The sequence below is a fragment of the Klebsiella sp. X1-16S-Nf21 genome, assembly GCF_002837615.1.
GTDB classification, from domain to species: Bacteria; Pseudomonadota; Gammaproteobacteria; order Enterobacterales; family Enterobacteriaceae; genus Klebsiella; species Klebsiella variicola.
This window is the reverse complement of record NZ_PJDK01000012.1, coordinates 1-21,397: the sequence shown is the minus strand read 5'-3', so window position 1 is coordinate 21,397 and position 21,397 is coordinate 1. Positions and strand designations below refer to the sequence as shown.

Annotated in this window: 19 protein-coding genes; 10 read left to right on the top strand and 9 right to left on the bottom strand. The window is 54.5% G+C overall.

Going from position 1 to position 21,397, the window contains the following annotated elements; genetic code table 11:
* The 7 genes from ftsL to leuO form a co-directional block, all read right to left on the bottom strand.
* Positions 1 to 366, bottom strand: a complete 366-nt coding sequence (ftsL, locus tag CW267_RS07915) for a cell division protein FtsL (protein WP_002888550.1) — start codon at positions 364 to 366, stop codon at positions 1 to 3.
* The gene (gene rsmH, locus CW267_RS07910; protein ID WP_047667425.1) at positions 363 to 1,304 is read right to left on the bottom strand and encodes a 16S rRNA (cytosine(1402)-N(4))-methyltransferase RsmH; all 942 of its coding nucleotides are present in this window, start codon (positions 1,302 to 1,304) and stop codon (positions 363 to 365) included. The genes ftsL and rsmH overlap by 4 nt, the downstream gene beginning before the upstream one ends.
* A gap of 2 nt (positions 1,305 to 1,306) precedes the next feature.
* The gene (mraZ, locus tag CW267_RS07905) at positions 1,307 to 1,765 is read right to left on the bottom strand and encodes a division/cell wall cluster transcriptional repressor MraZ (RefSeq protein WP_012542858.1); all 459 of its coding nucleotides are present in this window, start codon (positions 1,763 to 1,765) and stop codon (positions 1,307 to 1,309) included.
* A gap of 640 nt (positions 1,766 to 2,405) precedes the next feature.
* Positions 2,406 to 3,410: a catabolite repressor/activator gene (gene cra, locus CW267_RS07895; RefSeq protein ID WP_004145952.1), complete on the bottom strand. Its 1,005-nt coding sequence runs from the start codon at positions 3,408 to 3,410 to the stop codon at positions 2,406 to 2,408.
* A 180-nt stretch (positions 3,411 to 3,590) separates the two neighbouring features.
* Entirely contained in the window at positions 3,591 to 4,082 is a 492-nt protein-coding gene (gene ilvN / locus CW267_RS07890; protein ID WP_002888536.1) for an acetolactate synthase small subunit, read from the bottom strand.
* Between the two features lie 2 nt (positions 4,083 to 4,084).
* Positions 4,085 to 5,809 (bottom strand): acetolactate synthase 3 large subunit, encoded by a 1,725-nt coding sequence (ilvI, locus tag CW267_RS07885; RefSeq protein ID WP_023297065.1) that lies wholly within the window; start codon positions 5,807 to 5,809, stop codon positions 4,085 to 4,087.
* Between the two features lie 394 nt (positions 5,810 to 6,203).
* On the bottom strand, positions 6,204 to 7,172 hold the full coding sequence (gene leuO / locus CW267_RS07875; RefSeq protein WP_072121929.1) for a transcriptional regulator LeuO: 969 nt from the start codon (positions 7,170 to 7,172) through the stop codon (positions 6,204 to 6,206).
* Positions 7,173 to 7,784: 612 nt separating this feature from the next.
* Here leuO and leuL point away from each other — a divergent pair.
* From leuL to aroD, 9 genes are all read left to right on the top strand, one after another.
* A complete protein-coding gene (leuL, locus tag CW267_RS07865; RefSeq protein WP_004222662.1) occupies positions 7,785 to 7,871 on the top strand; it encodes a leu operon leader peptide in 87 nt (28 codons plus the stop codon).
* A gap of 95 nt (positions 7,872 to 7,966) precedes the next feature.
* A complete protein-coding gene (gene leuA / locus CW267_RS07860) occupies positions 7,967 to 9,538 on the top strand; it encodes a 2-isopropylmalate synthase (protein ID WP_008807443.1) in 1,572 nt (523 codons plus the stop codon).
* Complete coding sequence (leuB, locus tag CW267_RS07855) at positions 9,538 to 10,629, top strand: 3-isopropylmalate dehydrogenase (RefSeq protein WP_008807444.1); 1,092 nt, start codon at positions 9,538 to 9,540, stop codon at positions 10,627 to 10,629. Before leuA ends, leuB begins: the two co-directional genes overlap by 1 nt.
* Positions 10,630 to 10,631: 2 nt before the next feature.
* Entirely contained in the window at positions 10,632 to 12,032 is a 1,401-nt protein-coding gene (leuC, locus tag CW267_RS07850) for a 3-isopropylmalate dehydratase large subunit (protein WP_046882126.1), read from the top strand.
* 10 nt (positions 12,033 to 12,042) lie between these two features.
* On the top strand, positions 12,043 to 12,648 hold the full coding sequence (leuD, locus tag CW267_RS07845; protein ID WP_008807446.1) for a 3-isopropylmalate dehydratase small subunit: 606 nt from the start codon (positions 12,043 to 12,045) through the stop codon (positions 12,646 to 12,648).
* 397 nt (positions 12,649 to 13,045) lie between these two features.
* Positions 13,046 to 15,079 (top strand): FAD-dependent oxidoreductase, encoded by a 2,034-nt coding sequence (locus CW267_RS07840; RefSeq protein WP_022066129.1) that lies wholly within the window; start codon positions 13,046 to 13,048, stop codon positions 15,077 to 15,079.
* Positions 15,080 to 15,090: 11 nt separating this feature from the next.
* Complete coding sequence (locus tag CW267_RS07835; RefSeq protein WP_008807448.1) at positions 15,091 to 15,954, top strand: shikimate dehydrogenase; 864 nt, start codon at positions 15,091 to 15,093, stop codon at positions 15,952 to 15,954.
* A 10-nt stretch (positions 15,955 to 15,964) separates the two neighbouring features.
* Positions 15,965 to 17,179, top strand: a complete 1,215-nt coding sequence (locus CW267_RS07830; RefSeq protein ID WP_096834287.1) for an MFS transporter — start codon at positions 15,965 to 15,967, stop codon at positions 17,177 to 17,179.
* A 30-nt stretch (positions 17,180 to 17,209) separates the two neighbouring features.
* Positions 17,210 to 17,965, top strand: coding sequence for a type I 3-dehydroquinate dehydratase (aroD, locus tag CW267_RS07825; protein ID WP_012968942.1), 756 nt, complete (start codon positions 17,210 to 17,212; stop codon positions 17,963 to 17,965).
* Between the two features lie 37 nt (positions 17,966 to 18,002).
* Here the strand turns inward: aroD and CW267_RS07820 are convergent, their stop codons facing one another.
* On the bottom strand, positions 18,003 to 18,899 hold the full coding sequence (locus CW267_RS07820; RefSeq protein WP_012542863.1) for a LysR family transcriptional regulator: 897 nt from the start codon (positions 18,897 to 18,899) through the stop codon (positions 18,003 to 18,005).
* 231 nt (positions 18,900 to 19,130) lie between these two features.
* Here CW267_RS07820 and CW267_RS07815 point away from each other — a divergent pair, with 231 nt between their 5' ends.
* The gene (locus CW267_RS07815) at positions 19,131 to 20,441 is read left to right on the top strand and encodes an MFS transporter (protein ID WP_012542864.1); all 1,311 of its coding nucleotides are present in this window, start codon (positions 19,131 to 19,133) and stop codon (positions 20,439 to 20,441) included.
* A gap of 44 nt (positions 20,442 to 20,485) precedes the next feature.
* On the opposite strand, the gene CW267_RS07810 is transcribed toward CW267_RS07815, so the two are convergent.
* The coding region (locus tag CW267_RS07810) for an MFS transporter (protein ID WP_101148617.1) at positions 20,486 to 21,397 on the bottom strand (912 nt) is incomplete at its 5' end.

The following is a 21,397-nucleotide window of genomic DNA, read 5'->3' as shown; positions in this document are numbered from 1 at the left end:
TTATTTCTGTACAACGATATTTTCTTGTGATGGATCGACGTGCTGCATCTGCAACTTCTCGGTCGCGATCCGCTCAACCCGACTGTGATCGCCGAGCGCGTTCTCTTCGAGGATCAGGTTGCGCCACTCGATATCCAGGGCGTCGCGTTCCAGAACCAGTTGTTCACGCTGCGCGGTCAGCAGGCGCGTATGGTGCGCGGTGGTGACCACGGTAATCGCCGTAATAATGATGCAAATGAACAGGCAGAGTGGCAGTTTCCCAAACCGCAGAAGGTCGTCCCCGATCACGCCAGGCAAAGCATGGCGCTCGTTGCTTCCAATCGACCCTTTAACTTTGCTTAAGGCCTCTGTCACTCTGCCGATCATGCGTTCGTCCTCTCTGCAATACGCAGCACTGAACTACGGGCACGTGGATTCTCTGCCACCTCTTCTTCGCCCGGCATCAACTTGCCTAGTGCTCGTAACTCACGGCCGCCCAGTTTTTTGAGCTGCGCTTCGGTCATCGGTATTCCCGCCGGAACCTGCGGACCGCGGCTTTGTTCACGCATAAAGCGCTTCACAATGCGATCTTCCAGCGAATGAAAACTAATGATCGATAGCCGCCCACCCGGGGCCAGCACGCTGAGCGAGCTTTTTAGCGCCTGCTCTATCTCCTCCAGTTCACTGTTTACCCATATGCGCACCGCCTGGAAGGTACGGGTCGCGGGATGTTTATGCTTATCTTTTACCGGCATCGCCGCAGCAATGACCTCCGCCAGCTCTTTGGTGCGGGTCATCGGTTCAACACGGTTACGTTCGACGATCGCGCGGGCGATACGTTTACCGAAACGCTCTTCGCCGAAGGTTTTAATCACCCAGGCGATATCGGCTTCTTCTGCCGTCTGCAGCCACTCGGCCGCGGACTGACCGCGCGTCGGATCCATGCGCATGTCCAGCGGCCCGTCGCGCATAAAGGAAAAGCCGCGTTCCGCATCGTCAAGCTGCGGGGAAGAGACGCCGAGATCGAGCAGAATACCGTCGATCTTACCGGTAAGATTACGCTCGTCGACGTAGTCAGCGAGCTGTGAAAAAGGACCATGTACGATGGAAAAGCGGGGATCATCGATGGTTTTCGCGACGGCAATCGCCTGTGGATCGCGATCGATTGCCAGCAAGCGTCCTTCCGCTCCCAGCCGGGAGAGGATCAGGCGCGAGTGACCACCGCGGCCAAAAGTACCATCAATATAGATACCGTCTGGACGAATATTGAGGCCGTTGACGGCTTCATCCAGAAGTACCGTAGTATGTTTATAATTTTCCATCATTTTTATAAGGACAAATCCTGCAGGCGCTCCGACAGTTCACCGGTCGCGGACTGCTCAGCGTCGATATCTTCCTTGACCCGTTGATACCAGGTCGTTTCATCCCACAGTTCAAACTTATTAAACTGCCCGACCAGCATCACTTCTTTTGTCAGCCCGGCATGCTGCCGTAACACCGGCGCGATGAGCAATCGTCCGGCATTATCCATCTGACATTCGCTGGCATGACCCAGAAGCAAACGCTGTACGCGCCGCTCAACGGGATTCATGCTCGATAAACGCGACAATTTCTGCTCGATGATTTCCCATTCAGGCAATGGATAAAGCAGCAGGCACGGGTGATGAATGTCAATGGTGCATACCAATTGACCGGCAGCGTCCTCGATCAGCCCATCGCGATAGCGCGTTGGCACGGCCAGGCGGCCTTTGCTGTCGAGATTGACCAACGTTGCTCCACGGAACATGCCAGCCTCACCCCTTTTCGCCACTTTATCCCACAAATTCCCACCAGAAGGAGTTTACGGAGCGGAGGAAAAGCTTGTCAAGCCAGCACGGATGCCAACAGAGCTCAAAAACCCATTATTTACAGCCGACATTAGCCCTGATGAAAAAATCATCAACAGGCGAGGCAAATTAACGTTATGAATACGTGTAAGAAAATAACCAACAAACTCGTAACAGTTATAAACAACAAAATATCTTCGGCGGGAAAATATAAAGTGTCAGTTTGCGACGCGAGCGGCATTTTAGGCCATTATGCCGGTCGTTAACAGTACCTGTTGCTGGCTGAGGGGCGGACCAGACGCGGGATAGGGCAGAAGAGAAAGGCTGGGGCGTACAAAATGAGTGTTAATTCAGCAATTAACCTGGTGAATGTAACAAAATAATACAATTAAAGCCTGCGCAATCATTTTTTGTGTCCCGTTTTGAGTAACAAAACGATTGCCAGCGAATTAAACAAAATAACACGTAAAGAAGTTTAGGGATTTGTCTGAAATATATTCAGTTTTGCATTTTGGACGTCAATTGCCTGATTAATCGCCAAAGGCCTGCTTTCCGGCAGGCCCGCCAGGAATATTCCTGGGCTCTGGCGATATTGCGCGCTTAGCGGCGATTCAGGCTACCGCGACGATAGAGATTACGGCGAATACGGCTCAGGCCCGGCTTTGGCTTGCGCGGTTCATCGAGGCTGGCGAGGACGATCTCCAGCACCCGCTCAGCGACATCGCGATGGCGCTGAGCCACCGCCAGCACCGGGCACTGCAGAAAATCGAGCAGCTCATTATCGCCGAAGGTGGCGATCGCCAGCTCGGAGGGCAGTTTGCCCTCACGGCGCAGCGTCACATCCATCACGCCCTGCAGCAACGGGAAAGAGGTAGTAAACAGCGCCTGAGGCATCGGATGGGTTTCAAGCCATTTCTCAAACAGCTGAGCCGCGGCTTCGCGCTCATAGCTGTTGGCATAGAGATAATGCACCTCGCGCGGATCGTCCTGCCAGGCTTTGCGGAAGCCCTGCTCGCGCAGGAAGCTCACCGACAGTTCCGGCAGCGCGCCGAGATAAAGTACCGTTTCGCCAGGGAAGGTCCGCAACTCGGCAGCGAGCATTTCAGCGTCATCCTGATCAGCGCCGACCACACTGGTGAAATGCTCGCGGTCAAGAGCGCGGTCAAGCGCGACAATCGGAAATGGATCGTTAGCCCAGCGTTGATAGAAAGGGTGCTCCGGCGGCAGAGAAGTGGAGACAATGATAGCGTCAACCTGGCGCTGCAGCAGATGCTCAATGCAGCGCATCTCGTTATCGGGTTGATCCTCCGAACAGGCAATCAGCAGCTGATAGCCGCGCTGACGCGCCTGACGTTCGAGATAATTTGCAATGCGGGTATAGCTGGTATTTTCGAGATCCGGGATCACCAGACCGATAGATCGTGTGCGTCCTGCACGCAGGCCAGCGGCGACCGCATTCGGATGATAGTTATGCTCCCGCACCACAGCCATCACCTTTTCGACCGTTTTATCGCTTACGCGGTACTGCTTCGCTTTGCCATTAATCACATAGCTCGCGGTGGTTCTTGAAACACCGGCCAGCCGGGCGATTTCATCCAGTTTCACAATTGCCCCTTGGGTAAGAAGTGCCAAACATAACCATTATTCAGGTATGGAACCCTTTTTATAACATCTAAGCGCAGAATAGTTAGCGCAGCAACCGCTTTCGCTTACAGTTCCTACTGATTTCGCAAAAAAAAAGCCCGACAGTCGCTGCCGGGCTATTTTTGCATCAGTTCCCGATCCTCAGCGCATGATTTTATCACCGCGAGACAGGCCGACCACACCGGAGCGAGCCACTTCCACGATCCGAGCGACATCGCGCAGCGAAGCCAGGAAAGCATCAAGCTTATCACTGGTTCCGGCGAGCTGAACGGTATAGATAGAAGGCGTCACATCGATAATCTGTCCGCGAAAGATTTCGGTGTTGCGTTTCACTTCTTCACGGCCATAGCCGCTGGCCTGAACCTTCACCAGCATGATTTCGCGTTCGACATGGGCCCCCTGCCCCAATTCGCTGACCCGCAGCACATCCACCAGCTTGTGCAGCTGCTTTTCAATCTGCTCGATCGCTTTTTCATCGCCCACGGTCTGGATGGTCATTCTGGAGAGCGTAGGGTCGTCCGTCGGCGCCACAGTCAGGCTTTCTATATTATAGCCACGCTGGGAAAAGAGGCCGATAACGCGGGACAATGCGCCCGATTCGTTTTCCAGTAATACCGATAATATCCGGCGCATAATCAGGTCCTCTCCGTTTTGCTCAACCACATCTCATCCATGCCGCCGCCGCGGATCTGCATGGGGTACACATGCTCACTGCCGTCGACGGTGACATCGACAAACACCAGCCGGCGCTGACGCACCTGCTCCAGCGCTTCAGCAAGCTTTGACTCCAGCTCCTGCGGCTCGCTGATGCGGATCCCGACGTGACCATAGGCTTCCGCCAGACGCACAAAGTCCGGCAGCGATTCCATATAGGACTGGGAGTGGCGCCCGGAATAGAGCATATCCTGCCACTGCTTCACCATCCCGAGATAGCGGTTGTTGAGGTTAAGCACCAGAACCGGTAACTCATACTGCAGCGCAGTAGAGAGTTCCTGAATGTTCATCTGGATACTGCCGTCACCGGTCACGCAGACCACCATTTCGTCCGGCAGAGCCATTTTGACCCCCAGCGCAGCCGGTAGGCCAAAGCCCATGGTGCCGAGACCACCGGAGTTAATCCAGCGCCGTGGTTTGTCGAAGGGGTAATACAGGGCGGCGAACATCTGGTGCTGGCCCACATCGGAAGTGACGTAGGCATCGCCCTGGGTCAACCGCCAGATAGTTTCAATCACCGCCTGTGGTTTGATTTTATCGCTCCGGTCGTCGTAGCGCAGACAATGGCGGGCACGCCACTGCTCGATCTGTTGCCACCAGTCGCGAATGTCGTCCAGCGGCTGCTGCGTCTCTTCCTGGTCCAGTAGCTCCAGCATCTGCTCCAGTACCAGCCGGGCATCGCCGACGATCGGCACATCCGCCGGCACGGTTTTCGAGATCGAGGTCGGATCGATATCAATATGCAGCACCGTCGCGTTCGGACAGTACTTGGCCAGATTGTTGGTGGTCCGATCGTCAAAGCGGACGCCGACGGCGAAAATGACGTCCGAATGGTGCATGGTCATGTTGGCTTCATAGGTGCCGTGCATACCCAGCATCCCCAGCGCCTGCGGGTGCGTCGCCGGGAAAGCGCCAAGCCCCATCAGGGAGGAAGCAACCGGCAGCTTCAGCTTTTCCACCAGTTCACGCAGCTGGGGTTCGCAATGCGCATTGATCGCCCCGCCGCCGACGTAAACGACCGGCTTACTCGCCGCCACCAGGGTCTGCAGGGCGCGTTTAATCTGTCCCTTATGACCGCTGGTGGTCGGGTTATACGAACGCATACTCACCGCCTCCGGCCAGGCGTACGGCAGCTTTTTCGCCGGATTGAGAATATCTTTCGGTAGATCGACCACCACCGGTCCGGGGCGACCGCTGGCCGCCAGCCAGAAGGCTTTCTTCAGGACACCGGGAATATCTTCGGTCTGCTTCACCAGGAAACTGTGCTTCACCACCGGACGGGAAATCCCCACCATGTCGCACTCCTGGAAGGCATCGTAGCCGATCAGCGATGTCGCCACCTGCCCGGAGAGGATCACCAGCGGAATGGAATCCATATAGGCCGTCGCGATACCGGTGATGGCGTTCGTCGCCCCTGGTCCAGAGGTGACCAGCACGACGCCAACCTCGCCGGTCGCCCGCGCCAGGCCATCCGCCATATGCACTGCCGCCTGCTCGTGGCGAACCAGCACATGATCGATACCGCCAAGGGTATGTAACGCATCATAGATATCGAGGACTGCGCCTCCGGGATAGCCGAATACTTGCTTGACGCCCTGATCGACAAGCGATTGGACGACCATCTCGGCTCCTGACAACATCTCCATGGTTTGCCTCCAGGCTTATTGTTTTACGACAGCGGAACTCAATTTCCGCGCGCTCGCACGATGCGGAGGAGAGACCCTCCGCACTGAGGTGAATGGACTGCATGCCACTACCATAACTGCTCGCCAGCAGGCAGGCAATTCGCCGCAGGGGATGTGTTATCCCCGTAATAAGAAGAAAAGAAAGCGGAGAAGTGAAAATATGGTGGATTGCTTCAGAGATAAGAAAAGGGAATGGTAAATACTCGGAGAAAAGGCGTGATAGCAGGAATTGATCCATTTTTCACGAACCAAACGAATGCCTCGAACAGGTCAAACAGAACAAAATTCTGCATTATCGAATTTACATCATATAAAAAAAGGAGCCGAAGCTCCTTTTATCCTCGTTGCCATCGGCTCAGCGCTTGCAAATATCCACCAGCAGCTCTTCCATCCACTGATGGCCTTTATCGCGGCCAGCCGCTTCATGCCACGAGAGATAGCAGGTCCGGCTGTTAACCTTCAACGGCAAAGGTAATATTTGCAGGGCTAATTTATCGGCAAACTCATTGGCCAGCCAGCGCGGGGCAATCGCCACCATCTGAGTTTGCGATACCACGTTTAATACGCTGACCATCGCATTACCCTGATAGGCGATACGCGCCTGTTTATCGGCCGTGTCATACCACGGTAAACTGAATGAGGCATACCGATCGAGAGCCACCGTAGCATGCTCCTCACGATAAATATCCGCCTCCATCACCGGCCCGGAAATACGGGGGTGGTTGCGACTGGCCACCAAAACCATTTCGTCTTTGAATAACGGGACGCAGGCAAACTCAGGGCGACGGAACTCTTCATAACCGATCACAAATTCCGTTTCCTGATAACGTAACTGATGTTCCGTATTTTGATTCAGCGCGGATTTAAAGACCAAATGAATATTGGGTGCGATCTCCGCAACTTTATTAAAAATAACCGACGTCAGGATGTTATCCAGCGGGCTGCAGACGCACAGATGGAAAACGCGCTCACTGCTTAGCGGTTCAAAACCGGAGCCCGGCAATTCGTTTTGGACCAGCTGCAGCGCCTGGCGCACAGAACCAAAAAGCTGATAGGCCCGCGCCGTCGGCTGAATACCGCGGCCATAGCGCACAAACAGCTCATCATTAAACATCACTTTCAGACGTGAAACCGCGTTACTCACCGCGGGTTGAGACATGCCGAGCGTATGGGCGGCACGGGTGATATTCTGCTCTTGCATAACCGCATCAAAAACGGTGAGCAGATTGAGATCAACCATCCGTAGTTGAGGTTTAACGACTTCCTGTCCGGGGGCTGATTTATATTCTGGAGTATCAATTAACATATCTAATTCCGCCGTCACGATGAATTCCCTTTACTAAACCGCTATAATTAGCGTCGAAAATATCATTTATCATGCAAATGACATTTGCAAAATAGCAAAGGAGATTTTTAGGAATATATCAAGGCTATGAGTGGCAGTGAAAAAGCGGGACTACCAGGAAAATGAACCGCTCAAACCATACCGGTTACTTAATGATGGTGAGTGTAACCATAATCCGTAAAAATAAAAACAACACTAATAGTTAACTGTAACTTAAGCAATAATAAAGTATTTTATTTTTAACCTCATAAAATTAACAACTGCTTATCATTGAAAAATAATCCGCTAATGGGCAAATACATTCATAAGGAAAATAAATATAATATTTTCATTCAGATAGCTTTTTTTGCCGCCTCGTTCATGGCACATCGTGAGCGATGCGTTGAATGCAAAGCACTTTTTCAAATGAAACAAATGAGGGTGCGCCTCCCTTTGTCCAAAATAGGATCTTCGGCAAAACGGGGCTTACATCAGCACAATTTGCTAATTCACATCGTGAGCCAATAACGCTTTTTCCGTGCCAGGGGTTGACTTTAAAACGGCTATCCAGTAACTCTAAAAGCATAACGATTTCATCTGGAGTTTGACGCAATGATTCGCACCGCTCGTATCACCAGCCTACTACTACTAAACGCATGCCATTTGCGCGGTAGGCTGTTGGGCGACGTTCAGCGTTAAGTCATCTTCCAGCAAGACTATAAAACCCGCGCCTTGGCGCGGGTTTTTTTATGCTCGTCAACAAGGCGCCAGGACACAGACTAAGGATCCAAACCATGAGCCAGCAAGTCATTATTTTCGATACGACCTTACGTGATGGCGAACAAGCGTTACAGGCAAGCCTGAGTGTCAAAGAGAAGCTGCAGATCGCTCTGGCCCTTGAGCGTATGGGGGTCGACGTAATGGAAGTCGGTTTCCCGGTCTCTTCCCCGGGCGATTTTGAATCGGTGCAAAGCATCGCACGCACCATCAAAAACAGCCGTGTTTGCGCTCTGGCGCGCTGCGTTGAGAAAGATATCGATGTGGCAGCAGAATCCTTAAAGGTGGCTGAAGCTTTCCGCATCCATACCTTTATTGCGACCTCGCCGATGCATATCGCCACCAAACTGCGCAGCACGCTGGATGAAGTGATTGAGCGCGCGATCTATATGGTGAAGCGGGCGCGCAACTACACTGACGATGTCGAATTCTCCTGTGAAGACGCCGGCCGCACGCCGATTGCCGATCTGGCTCGCGTCGTGGAAGCGGCGATCAACGCTGGCGCCACCACCATTAATATCCCGGACACCGTCGGCTACACCATGCCGTTCGAATACGCCAACATTATCAGCGGCCTGTATGATCGCGTGCCGAATATCGACAAAGCGATTATTTCCGTCCACACCCATGATGACCTGGGCATCGCCGTCGGTAACGCCCTCGCCGCGGTCCACGCCGGTGCGCGCCAGGTAGAAGGCGCGATGAACGGTATCGGCGAACGCGCTGGCAACTGTGCGCTGGAAGAAGTGATCATGGCGATCAAAGTGCGCAAAGACATCATGAACGTGCACACCAACATTAATCATCATGAAATCTGGCGCACCAGCCAGACCGTCAGCCAGATCTGCAACATGCCGATCCCGGCCAACAAAGCCATCGTCGGCACCGGCGCCTTCGCCCACTCCTCCGGCATCCACCAGGACGGCGTACTGAAGAACCGCGAAAACTACGAAATCATGACTCCGGAATCCATCGGCCTGAACCAGGTACAGCTGAACCTGACTTCCCGCTCCGGTCGCGCGGCGGTGAAACACCGGATGGAAGAGATGGGTTACCAGGAGAGCGATTACAACCTGGATCATCTGTACGACGCGTTCCTGAAGCTGGCGGACAAAAAAGGCCAGGTCTTCGATTACGATCTGGAAGCGCTGGCGTTTATCAACAAGCAGCAGGAAGAGCCGGAGCATTTCCGCCTGGACTACTTCAGCGTCCAGTCTGGCTCCAGCGATATCGCCACTGCTTCAATCAAGCTGGTCTGCGGGGATGAAATCAAAACCGAAGCCGCTAATGGCAACGGTCCGGTCGACGCCATCTACCAGGCTATTAACCGCGTGACAAACTACAACATTGATTTAGTGAAGTATGGCTTAAGTGCGAAAGGCCACGGCAAAGACGCCCTGGGCCAGGTGGATATCGTCGTTGACTACAACGGCCGCCGTTTCCACGGTGTTGGTCTGGCCACAGATATCGTTGAGTCGTCAGCAAAAGCCATGGTTCACGTGCTGAACAACATCTGGCGCGCCGCCGAAGTCGAAAAAGAATTGCAACGCAAAGCTCAGAATAAAGAGAACAATAAGGAAACCGTGTAATGTCGAAGAATTACCATATTGCCGTTTTGCCGGGTGATGGCATTGGCCCGGAAGTGATGAACCAGGCGATGAAAGTACTGGAAGCCGTGCGCCAACGTTTTGCCATGCACATTACCACCAGCCAGTATGACGTCGGTGGGGCGGCTATTGACCGTCAGGGGACTCCCCTGCCGCAGGCGACCGTCGCCGGATGCGAACAGGCGGATGCGATCCTGTTCGGCTCCGTCGGTGGTCCGAAATGGGAACACCTGCCGCCCGCCGAGCAGCCAGAGCGCGGTGCGCTGCTGCCGCTGCGTAAGCACTTCAAACTGTTCAGCAACCTGCGTCCGGCCAAACTGTACCAGGGGCTGGAGGAGTTCTGCCCGCTGCGCGCCGACATCGCTGCCAACGGCTTCGACATTCTCTGCGTTCGCGAACTGACCGGCGGCATCTACTTCGGCCAGCCAAAAGGCCGCGAAGGCAGCGGTCAGCATGAGAAAGCCTTTGATACCGAGGTGTATCACCGCTTTGAAATCGAACGTATCGCGCGCATCGCTTTTGAATCCGCTCGTAAGCGTCGTCACAAAGTGACCTCCATCGATAAGGCCAACGTCCTGCAGTCGTCCATTCTGTGGCGCGAAATCGTCACCGAGATCGGCAAGGAGTATCCGGACGTTGAGCTGGCGCATATGTATATCGATAACGCCACCATGCAACTGATTAAAGATCCGTCCCAGTTCGACGTGCTGCTGTGCTCCAACCTGTTTGGCGACATCCTCTCCGACGAGTGCGCGATGATCACCGGCTCTATGGGCATGTTGCCGTCCGCCAGCCTCAACGAGCAAGGTTTTGGCCTGTATGAACCAGCGGGCGGCTCGGCGCCGGACATCGCGGGCAAAAATATCGCTAACCCGATCGCGCAGATCCTCTCTCTGGCCCTGCTGCTGCGCTACAGCCTCGACGCTGACGAAGCGGCGACCGCCATTGAAAGCGCCATCAACCGTGCTTTAGAGGAAGGGGTTCGTACCGGCGACCTGGCGCGCGGAACGGCGGCGGTCAGTACTGATGAAATGGGCGATATCATTGCCCGCTATGTCGCAGAAGGGGTGTAATCATGGCGAAGACGTTATACGAAAAATTATTTGATGCGCACGTAGTGTATGAGGCGCAGAACGAAACCCCGCTGCTGTACATCGACCGCCATCTGGTGCACGAAGTGACCTCCCCGCAGGCGTTTGACGGCCTGCGCGCGCATGGCCGCCAGGTGCGCCAGCCGGGTAAAACCTTCGCGACCATGGATCACAACGTCTCGACGCAGACCAAAGATATCAACGCGTCCGGCGAGATGGCCCGCATCCAGATGCAGGAGCTGATTAAGAACTGTAAAGAGTTTGGCGTTGAGCTGTATGACTTAAATCACCCATACCAGGGTATCGTCCACGTCATGGGCCCGGAGCAGGGCGTCACCCTGCCGGGGATGACCATTGTTTGCGGTGACTCCCATACCGCCACCCACGGCGCGTTCGGGGCGCTGGCGTTCGGTATCGGCACCTCCGAAGTGGAGCATGTGCTGGCGACCCAGACCCTGAAACAGGGCCGCGCGAAGACCATGAAAATCGACGTGCAAGGCAAAGCGGCGCCGGGTATTACCGCTAAAGATATCGTGCTGGCCATCATTGGTAAAACCGGTAGCGCCGGCGGCACCGGCCATGTGGTTGAGTTCTGCGGCGAAGCGATCCGCGATCTGAGCATGGAAGGGCGTATGACCCTGTGCAACATGGCGATCGAGATGGGCGCCAAAGCGGGCCTGGTCGCGCCGGACGAAACCACCTTCAATTACGTACGCGGCCGTCTGCATGCGCCGAAAGGCAAAGATTTTGACGATGCCGTCGCGTACTGGAAAACCCTGAAAACCGACGATGGCGCGACGTTTGATACCGTGGTGACGCTGCAGGCGGCGGAGATTGCCCCGCAGGTGACCTGGGGCACCAACCCGGGCCAGGTGATCTCAGTGACGGATAATATCCCCGATCCGGCGTCATTCATCGATCCAGTGGAACGCGCCAGCGCCGAAAAAGCGCTGGCCTACATGGGCCTGAAATCCGGGATCCCGCTGACGGATGTGGCTATCGATAAAGTGTTTATCGGCTCCTGCACCAACTCGCGAATCGAAGATTTACGCGCCGCGGCGGAAATCGCTAAAGGGCGTAAAGTGGCGCCGGGTGTCCAGGCGCTGGTGGTGCCGGGTTCCGGTCCGGTGAAAGCGCAGGCGGAAGCGGAAGGCCTGGATAAGATCTTCATCGAAGCCGGCTTTGAGTGGCGCTTACCGGGTTGCTCGATGTGTCTGGCAATGAACAATGACCGCCTGAATCCGGGCGAGCGCTGTGCCTCCACCAGCAACCGTAATTTTGAAGGCCGTCAGGGCCGCGGCGGACGCACGCACCTGGTGAGCCCGGCAATGGCCGCAGCGGCAGCTGTTACCGGTCATTTCGCCGATATCCGTAATCTGAAGTAAGGAGACCATCATGGCAGAGAAATTTACCCAACATACCGGCCTGGTGGTTCCGCTGGATGCTGCAAACGTCGATACCGACGCGATTATTCCCAAGCAGTTTTTGCAGAAAGTGACTCGCACCGGCTTCGGCGCCCACCTGTTTAACGACTGGCGCTTTCTCGACGATAAAGGCCAGCAGCCGAACCCGGATTTTGTGCTGAATTTCCCGCAATACAAAGGGGCGTCAATCCTGCTGGCACGTGAAAACTTCGGCTGCGGCTCCTCGCGCGAGCACGCGCCGTGGGCGTTGACCGATTACGGCTTTAAGGTCGTGATTGCGCCAAGCTTTGCCGATATCTTTTACGGCAACAGCTTCAATAACCAGCTGCTGCCGGTGACCCTGAGCGACGAGCAGGTCGACGAGCTGTTCAAGCTGGTGCAGGCCAACCCGGGCATGACGTTTGAAGTGGATCTGGAAGCGCAGGTGGTTAAAGCTGGGGATAAAACCTACAGCTTTAAGATCGACGACTTCCGCCGCCACTGTATGCTCAACGGCCTGGATAGCATCGGCCTGACGCTGCAGCACGGAGAGGCGATTTCCGACTATGAACGCAAGCTGCCGGCGTTTATGAATTAACCTTCGGGCCCGGTCATTTGACCGGGCTTTTTAATTTTATCGCGGCGGAAATTGCGATCTCACGCACAAAAACCAATATTGATTCGCTGATTGTCAGGCCTTGACCCCACCCTGCCCCACACCATAAAGAAGAATCATTCCGCTTTCCTTCTCTTCCTCTTCGTTGTTTATGTATTATCCCTTCACTGCAAGTAAAAATAAGGCACGAGTGTTTAATATAAAAATATAAGAATGTGAAAGAAGCGTTAATCTCATAGAGAACCCCTATAGCTCAGAACAAAAAAAAACATTATTTTTCGATTTTTCCCCTCGCTATCTTTGCCCACAGAGAAATATTAACTAAGGACACGCCCGGGCCCCCGCATATCGGCCTCCCGGCCTCCTGTGGAGAGAAGAGATGAGCCACTATCCGCACCTTTTCAGTCCGTTGACCATCAACGGCATGACGCTAAAAAACCGCATTATCATGCCCCCTATGGGCACCAATATGGCCACGCTCAACGGCGAGGTGTCGCAGGAACAGCTGGAATACTATGAACTGCGGGCCAAAGGCGGCACCGGACTTATCACCATCGAAAACATCTGTATTGATTTTCCCTTTGCTTCCAACGGCACCACGCAGTTACGCATCGATAACGATCAATATATTCCGCGGCTGTTTAAATTAACCGAGACCCTGCATAAACATGGCGCCTGCGTATCCATTCAGTTAAATCATGCTGGCGCTTCGGCGTACGCCTACCGCCTTGACGGTCAGACGCCACTCTCTTCCTCCACGACGCCCTCGAAAAAGCACGGAAATATTCCACGCCCAATGACGCATGAGGAAATTTATCATGCCGTTGAAAAGTTTGGTGATGCCGCGGAGCGCGTTCGTCGTGCGGGTTTTGACAGCGTCGAAATTCATGCCGGTCATTCCTATTTAATTAGCCAGTTTTTATCGCCGTTATTTAACAAACGCACCGATGAATTTGGCGGCACCGTCGAAAATCGCACCCGGATATTAAGTCTGATTATCGATAAAGTGCGCGCCTGCGTGGGGCCGCGTTTTCCGGTCAGCCTGCGCATCAGCGCCGACGACTTCCTCAAGGGGGGCAATACCCTCGAAGATTCCCTGCGCATCCTTGAACTCTGCCAGGATAAGGTCGATATCATCAACGTCTCTGCGGCGCAGAATGACAACCTGAATCTGCAAATCGACCAGATGTCGCTGGAGGATGGCTGGAAGCGCTACCTCTCCCGCGCGGTGCGCGATAAATTCCATAAGCCCACGGTCATCGCCGGCAATATTCGCTCACCACAGGTGGCCGAGGATATTCTCGCCAGCGGCGATGCCGACCTTATTGCCATTGGCCGCGGCCTGATTGCCGAGCCGGAGTGGGTGCAGAAGGTGCAAGGCGGTAAAGAGCGCCTGATGCGCAAATGCATCTCCTGCAATATCGGTTGCGCTGACCATCGTATCGCCCGCTCGCGCCCGCTGCGCTGTTCGATTAACCCGGACATCATCCACGGCGATGCCTACAAAATGCGCCGCGTCAGTCGCGAAACGAACGTGGTGGTCATCGGCGCTGGCACCGCCGGGATGGAAGCCGCCTGCACGGCGGCGGAAGTCGGTTGCCATACCTGGCTGCTGGAGGCGAAAAACCACGTCGGCGGCCTCGCCAGCGAAATCTCCCGCCTGCCGGAGAAAAAACGCATCGCTGATTTCCCGCAGTTTATGAAAAATCGCATCGCCTCGCTGGACAACCTGATGCTGCAGGTCGGCAAATGTGCCGACGTGGCCTCAGTTTCCGCCCTACATCCGCATCTGATTGTCAACGCCACCGGCTCAACGCCGCTGCTGCCGCCCATTGAGGGCTTGCGGGAAAACATTGATACCGCGGACGGCAAAGTCTTTTCCATTACCGGCATGATCGACAACCTGGCGAAATTTACCGATATCGAGGGTAAACGTATCGCCGTCGTCGGCGCAGGCGCCGTTGGCCTCGACGTTATCGAATACTTTACGGCGCGCGGCGCGCAGGCGGTATTAATCGAAATGCAGGACGCCGCCGGTCGCGACCTCGACATCATTACCAAAAATGCCATGTTGACCATGCTCGACGAGCACCAGGTCGAACAGCACATGAATACCCAACTGATGGCAGTCGCTGCCGACCATTTCCGGGTGAAAAATACACAGCAAACCTTCGATATCCCCTTTGACTACGGCTTTGTCTGCCTGGGGATGCGCGCCAACCGGACGGGTCTCGACGAGATCGAGCGCTGGGCCAATGCCAATAACGTCAAAATCATGAATATCGGCGACAGCCTGATGGCGCGGCGCATTATCGACGGCATCCGCGAAGGCCGCAACGTGCTGGATACCCTGGAAGACATGGGTGCGCTGGGCAGTCGCGAAGCACAACGAATTCCCTTTCTAACTTATTGAGGATTTTTGTCATGGCAGAACGTATTACTGGACACACTGAGCTGATTGGCCTGATCGCCACCCCGATTCGCCACAGCATGTCACCCACCATGCATAACGAGGCTTTCGCCCATCTCGGGCTGGACTATGTTTATCTGGCTTTTGAAGTCGGTAATCAGGAGCTGAAGGACGTTGTGCAGGGCTTTCGGGCAATGAAGCTGCGCGGCTTTAATGTCTCTATGCCGAACAAAACCGAAATTTGCCAGTATCTCGATAAGCTGTCGCCGGCGGCGCAGCTGGTCGGGGCGGTCAACACCGTGGTCAACGACGATGGCGTACTGACCGGACATATCACCGACGGCACCGGCTATATGCGCGCCCTTAGCGAAGCGGGTATCGATATCATCGGCAAGAAGATGACCGTCCTCGGCGCCGGCGGCGCGGCGACCGCGCTCTGCGTCCAGGCGGCTCTGGATGGCGTGAAGGCGATCTCCATCTTTAACCGCCGCGATAAATTCTTCGCCAACGCCGAAGAAACGGTAGCTAAGATCCGCAACAACACCAACTGCGAGATCCATCTGTTCGATCTCGACGATCATGACAAGCTGCGCGCCGAAATCGACAGCAGCGTGATCCTGACCAATGCCACCGGCGTTGGCATGAAGCCGTTCGAAGGCCAAATGTTGCTGCCGAACGACAGCTTCCTGCGCCCGGATCTGATCGTCTCTGACGTCGTCTACAACCCGCGTAAAACCCACCTGCTGGAAGTGGCGGAGAAAAAAGGCTGCCGCACCCTGAACGGTCTGGGGATGATGCTGTGGCAAGGCGCGCGCGCGTTCGAAATCTGGACGGGTAAACAGATGCCGGTTGATTACATCAAGAGCATTCTGTTCTAAGAGGCGAATGATGAAAAATAAATACATCCCTACTGCGGCAGGGCTGTATCTCAACTACCTGATTCACGGCATGGGGGTGCTCTTAATCACCCTCAACATGGCCCATCTTCAGGAACAGTGGGGAACAGACGCTGCTGGCGTATCCATCGTTATCTCCTCGTTAGGTATCGGCAAGCTGGCGACCATTGTGACCGGCTTTTTGTCGGATCGCTTTGGCCGTAAGCCTTTTATTTATCTGGGGATCCTCAGCTATCTGATCTTCTTCGTCGGCATCCTGCTGACTAAAAATATCTATCTGGCCTACGTCTTCGGCATTATGGCGGGCCTGGCGAATAGCTTCCTCGACTCCGGAACCTATCCGGCGCTAATGGAGTCTTTCCCGCACTCCGCCAGCCGGGCCAACGTGCTGATCAAAGCCTTCGTTTCCGCCGGGCAGTTCCTGCTGCCGTTCATTATCAGCTTCCTGATCTGGGCGAATCTGTGGTTCGGCTGGTCGTTCGTCATTGCGGCGGGACTGTTTGTCCTGAGCGGCATCTACCTGCTCAAAATGCCATTCCCGGATAGCCAGTCGGCGAAAAAAGAGGAGGCCCCTACGGCGCAGGCGGAAGCAACTGCCCGGCCGCAGGCTAATAAGCTGGATATGGTGATCTTCACCCTGTACGGCTACATTGGCATGGCAACCTTCTATCTGGTCAGCCAGTGGCTGGCGCAGTACGGTCAATTCGTGGTCGGTCTGCCCTACGCCTCGGCGATTAAACTGCTTAGCATCTATACCGTCGGTTCGCTGGTCTGCGTCTTCGTGACCGCCTCCTTCGTCAAAGAGGTGTTCAGCTCGGCCATCGCCATGATCATCTATACTGGCCTGTCGATGATTTCGCTGCTGCTGGTGTGCCTGTTCCCGACGCCGATGATGGTCACCGGCTTCGCCTTTATCATCGGCTTTGCCGCCGCCGGCGGGGTACTGCAGTTGGGAGCAACAATCATGGCGATGAGTTTCCCGAACGGAAAAGGTAAAGCAACCGGGATCTTCTACACCGCCGGCAGTATCGCCAGCTTCACGATCCCGCTGATCACCGCAAAGCTTTCGCAGATCAGTATTGCCAGCATTATGTGGTTTGATTTTGCAATCGCCGTGATCGGCTTTGTGATCGCCCTGTACATCGGCTATCGTCAACTGCAGGCTCGGGCGGCGCAAAAAGTGTCCCGCACCGCAGTCACCGCCTGAGGTTCAACGCGAACAATAATGGATACCTACATGACAAATGCAGTAACCGTAAAGAACATCACCTTTCAGGAAGGGGAAACCCTCATTTGTGTACCGCTGATCGGCAAAACCCTCGATGAGATACTGGGTAACGCCCATGGTCTGGTCGATGCCGGCGCCGATATTATCGAATGGCGCGTTGACCACTTTACCCAGGTCAGAGACATGACCCAGGTGATGGCCGCGCTGGCGGAAATCCGTGGCGCGCTGAAAGCGCTCCCGCTGCTGTTCACCTTCCGCAGCAAGAAAGAAGGTGGCGAAACCGAGATCAGCGACGAAGCGTACTTCGCGCTCAATCGCGAAGCCGCGCGCAGCGGACTGGTTGATGTTATCGATATCGAGCTATTCAATGATGAAGCGCAGATCCGCGCGCTGGTTGACGATGCGCATGCCGCGGGCGTCAAGGTGATCATGAGTAACCATGATTTCCACAAGACTCCCGCTCAGGAAGATATTATCTATCGCCTGCGCCGCATGCAGGATCTGGGCGCCGACCTGCCGAAGATCGCGGTGATGCCGCAGTCGCCGCAGGACGTTCTGACCTTGCTTGCCGCTACGCTGACCATGAAAGAAAAATATGCCACTCGCCCGCTGATTACCATGTCGATGGGCAAATCCGGTGGCGTTAGCCGGGTTACCGGGCGCTTATTCGGCTCGGCGATGACCTTCGGTACCGTAGGACAGGCTTCTGCGCCAGGACAGATCGCCATCGCCAAACTACGTGAAGTGATGGATATTCTCTCCTGATGCCCGAATGGCCCGGAGGCGATCTCCGGGCCATCCACTAACAGAGATTCTGGCTGTCGTGGATAACCACATTTTTAAATGACTGTAGCGCCGGGGAAAGTAACCGATCTTTCATTGTCGCCAGATAGATATAGCGTGGGGGGATGGTGTTTTTAATCTTCAGGATGTGAACGTTGTAATAGGAGAGCGCGGAGATCCGCGGCATAATCGCGATCCCATAGTCAATACTGACCAGCCCGGCCATCGCGGTATCCTCATCCACGTAGCAGGCGATCTCCGGCACCAGCTTTTGCTGCATAAACACATTATCGATAAACGGACGTAAACCGCTATTCTCTGAAAAATAGATATAGGGATAATGAATCGTCTCTACCAGATCGACCTCATGTTCATACAGGCGGGCCAACGGATGATCCTTCGCCGTGACCACCACCAGCTCCTGCTGAATAACAGGAATAAAATCGATATCCGGCTCATCCGCAATATAAGAGCAAATCGCCAGATCGACTTTGCCAGCTTTCAGCTCCTGCAATAGGGTCAGCGATGTCCCCTGAGTAAAAGAAAAAGTAACGTTGTGACATTCAGGTGAAAGAGAATATTGATTAATTAACTGCGGAACAACATATTCGCCCATCGTGTAAATAAAGGCGATGCGAATATTCTCTTTATTCTCGGCGCCATTTTTTTGTAATGTCATCCGGCCATTCTCCAGCGAGGCCAGCGCATCTTCGACATACGGCAAAAAACGCTTGCCGTTTTGCGTAATTTTAACGTTCCGTCCCTGTCTGGCGAACAGCGCGACCCCTAACTCCTTCTCCAGCTCCGATATCGCATGGCTTAGCGAGGGCTGGGTGATGCACAGACTGGAGGCGGCTTCGGTGTAATGTTCGGTTTCAGACAGACGTTTAAAATAATAAAGTTGCTTTAGGTTCATTATTTTTGCCCGTATAATATAAGAATAAATGCACTGACGCTAATATACCATGCAAGCCACCAATAATGTGCGGGAGCGGGTAAATATCGGCGTTACATCAAATATTCTTTTGTGAAGCGTATGAATGTGCAACAAAGCGTTGCCATTCATAGATACTATCTATAGTTCCTGGAGATGTTTTTGCATGTGCGAATATATGCAAAAATATTTTAAACTTTAAAGGAACTCGCTATGAGTATGTCAAACTCTCAGGAAGTCCTCACTTCCTCATCGGGGACGAAAAAAAGAAGCCGCGTTCGGATAGTTATTTTACTGCTGTTGTCCGTCGGAACGATGATCAATTATCTCGATCGCACCATCCTGGGTATTGTCGCCCCACAATTAACCCAGGAAATTCATATCGATCCAGCGATGATGGGCATCATTTTCTCCGCCTTTGCCTGGACCTATGCGCTGGCGCAGATCCCTGGCGGGGTATTTTTAGACCGTTTTGGTAACAAGCTCACCTATGCCCTGTCTATTTTCTTCTGGTCGCTGTTTACTCTGCTGCAAAGTTTTACCCTCGGGCTGAAAACCCTGCTCCTCCTGCGCCTGGGGCTTGGCGTCAGCGAAGCGCCCTGCTTTCCGGCCAACAGCCGCATCGTCAGCACCTGGTTTCCCCAGCATGAGCGCGCGCGGGCGACGGCAACATATACAGTTGGCGAATATATAGGGCTGGCCGCTTTCTCGCCGCTGTTATTTTTAATCCTCGAACACCATGGCTGGAGAACGCTGTTTTTTCTCACCGGCGGATTAGGTATTTTATTTACGTTGGTGTGGTGGCGTTTTTATCACGAACCGCATGAATCACGCACGGCTAATAAAGCAGAATTGGATTACATCGGCGCAAACAACATTAACAATAAAATCCAGAACGTTCCATTTAACTGGCGTGACGCCAGGCGTCTGCTGGGCTGTCGTCAGATCGTAGGCGCCAGTCTGGGCCAGTTCGCCGGGAACACCACGCTGGTGTTTTTCCTGACGTGGTTTCCCAGCTATCTTGCCAACGAGCGCCATCTTCCCTGGCTTCACGTCGGATTTTTCGCCACCTGGCCCTTCCTCGCCGCCGCGATCGGCATCCTCTTCGGCGGCTGGATCTCGGACCGGTTGCTGAAGCGAACCGGCTCCGTCAACATCAGTCGAAAGTTACCAATAATTTCCGGTTTACTACTGTCCAGCTGTATTATTGCGGCGAACTGGGTAAGCGCTAACAGCACCGTTATCATTATTATGTCGGTGGCATTTTTTGGCCAGGGGATGGTCGGTCTGGGCTGGACCTTAATTTCTGATATTGCCCCGGAAAATATGGCAGGCCTCACCGGCGGCATATTTAACTTTTGCGCCAATATGGCATCTATTATTGCGCCACTGATAATTGGCGTGATTATCTCCGCAACGGGTAATTTCTTTTACGCGCTGATCTATGTCGGCCTGACGGCGCTGATCGGCGTGATTGCCTACATTTTTATCATCGGCGATATCAAGCGTATCGTCCTGGAGTAGTCAGCTTGCCCCGGCGACGCGGCTCGCCGGGGCAAGGCAGATTGTCAGATATCCTTCACCCTGCTGGTCAAAAACAGTGTCACCAGCGAAATCGCGGCGATTGTCCAGTAGACGCTGGCGTGGCCATAACTTTGCGACAGCGCCCCCTGCATCACGCCGGCGAGGATCACGCCGGTGGAAATACTGTTGGTGAACAGGGTGGTCGCCGCCCCCGCCCGACCCGGCATTAAGTCCTGGAACCACAGCATACCGATCCCGGCGATAATACCGATAAAGACCGCGTTAAATAGCTGCAGGGCCAGCAGCGCCGTACGGCCATGAAACAGAATCAACCCGGCATAAAACAGCACACCGGCCGCGACCGCCGCCACCATCATTTTACGTTTACCAAAGCGCTTCACGTAGTAGCCGGCGAGGATCATCGCCGGTATTTCCAGTCCGGCGGCGGTGCCCATCAGGATCCCGGCAAGGCTGTCGGGAAGACCGAGATCGTTACTGATCCACAGCGGCATATCAATGATATACATCGTGTTGCAGGTCCACATCAGCGTGGAGGCGATAAACAGCATGCGCACGTTCTTATCCTGCCAGCCGCCGGCCTGCACCAGCGCCGCCGCCTCTTCCGAAGGCTGCTCCACCCGCGGGACCGAGGGCAGTTTAATGGCAATCAGCGCCAGGCTAATGACAAAGATGCCCGCCGCAATGGAAAACATGGTGGTAAAGCCATAATTGAGGGCCAGCATAAAGGCCAGAGGCGGGCCAATCACCCACGCCAGCGACAGCTGGGCGCGCATGATCGAGCTGAACATCACCACTTCCCGCGCCGAGCTGTCGGCATACTCCCGGGCCAGGGCGAAGAGCTGCGGCATGGCGGCATTGGCGATGGACGCCAGCATCACCCCGCAGGTAATTAACGTCAGGTAGTGACGGTTGAAGGCAAACAGCAGCGCATTGCC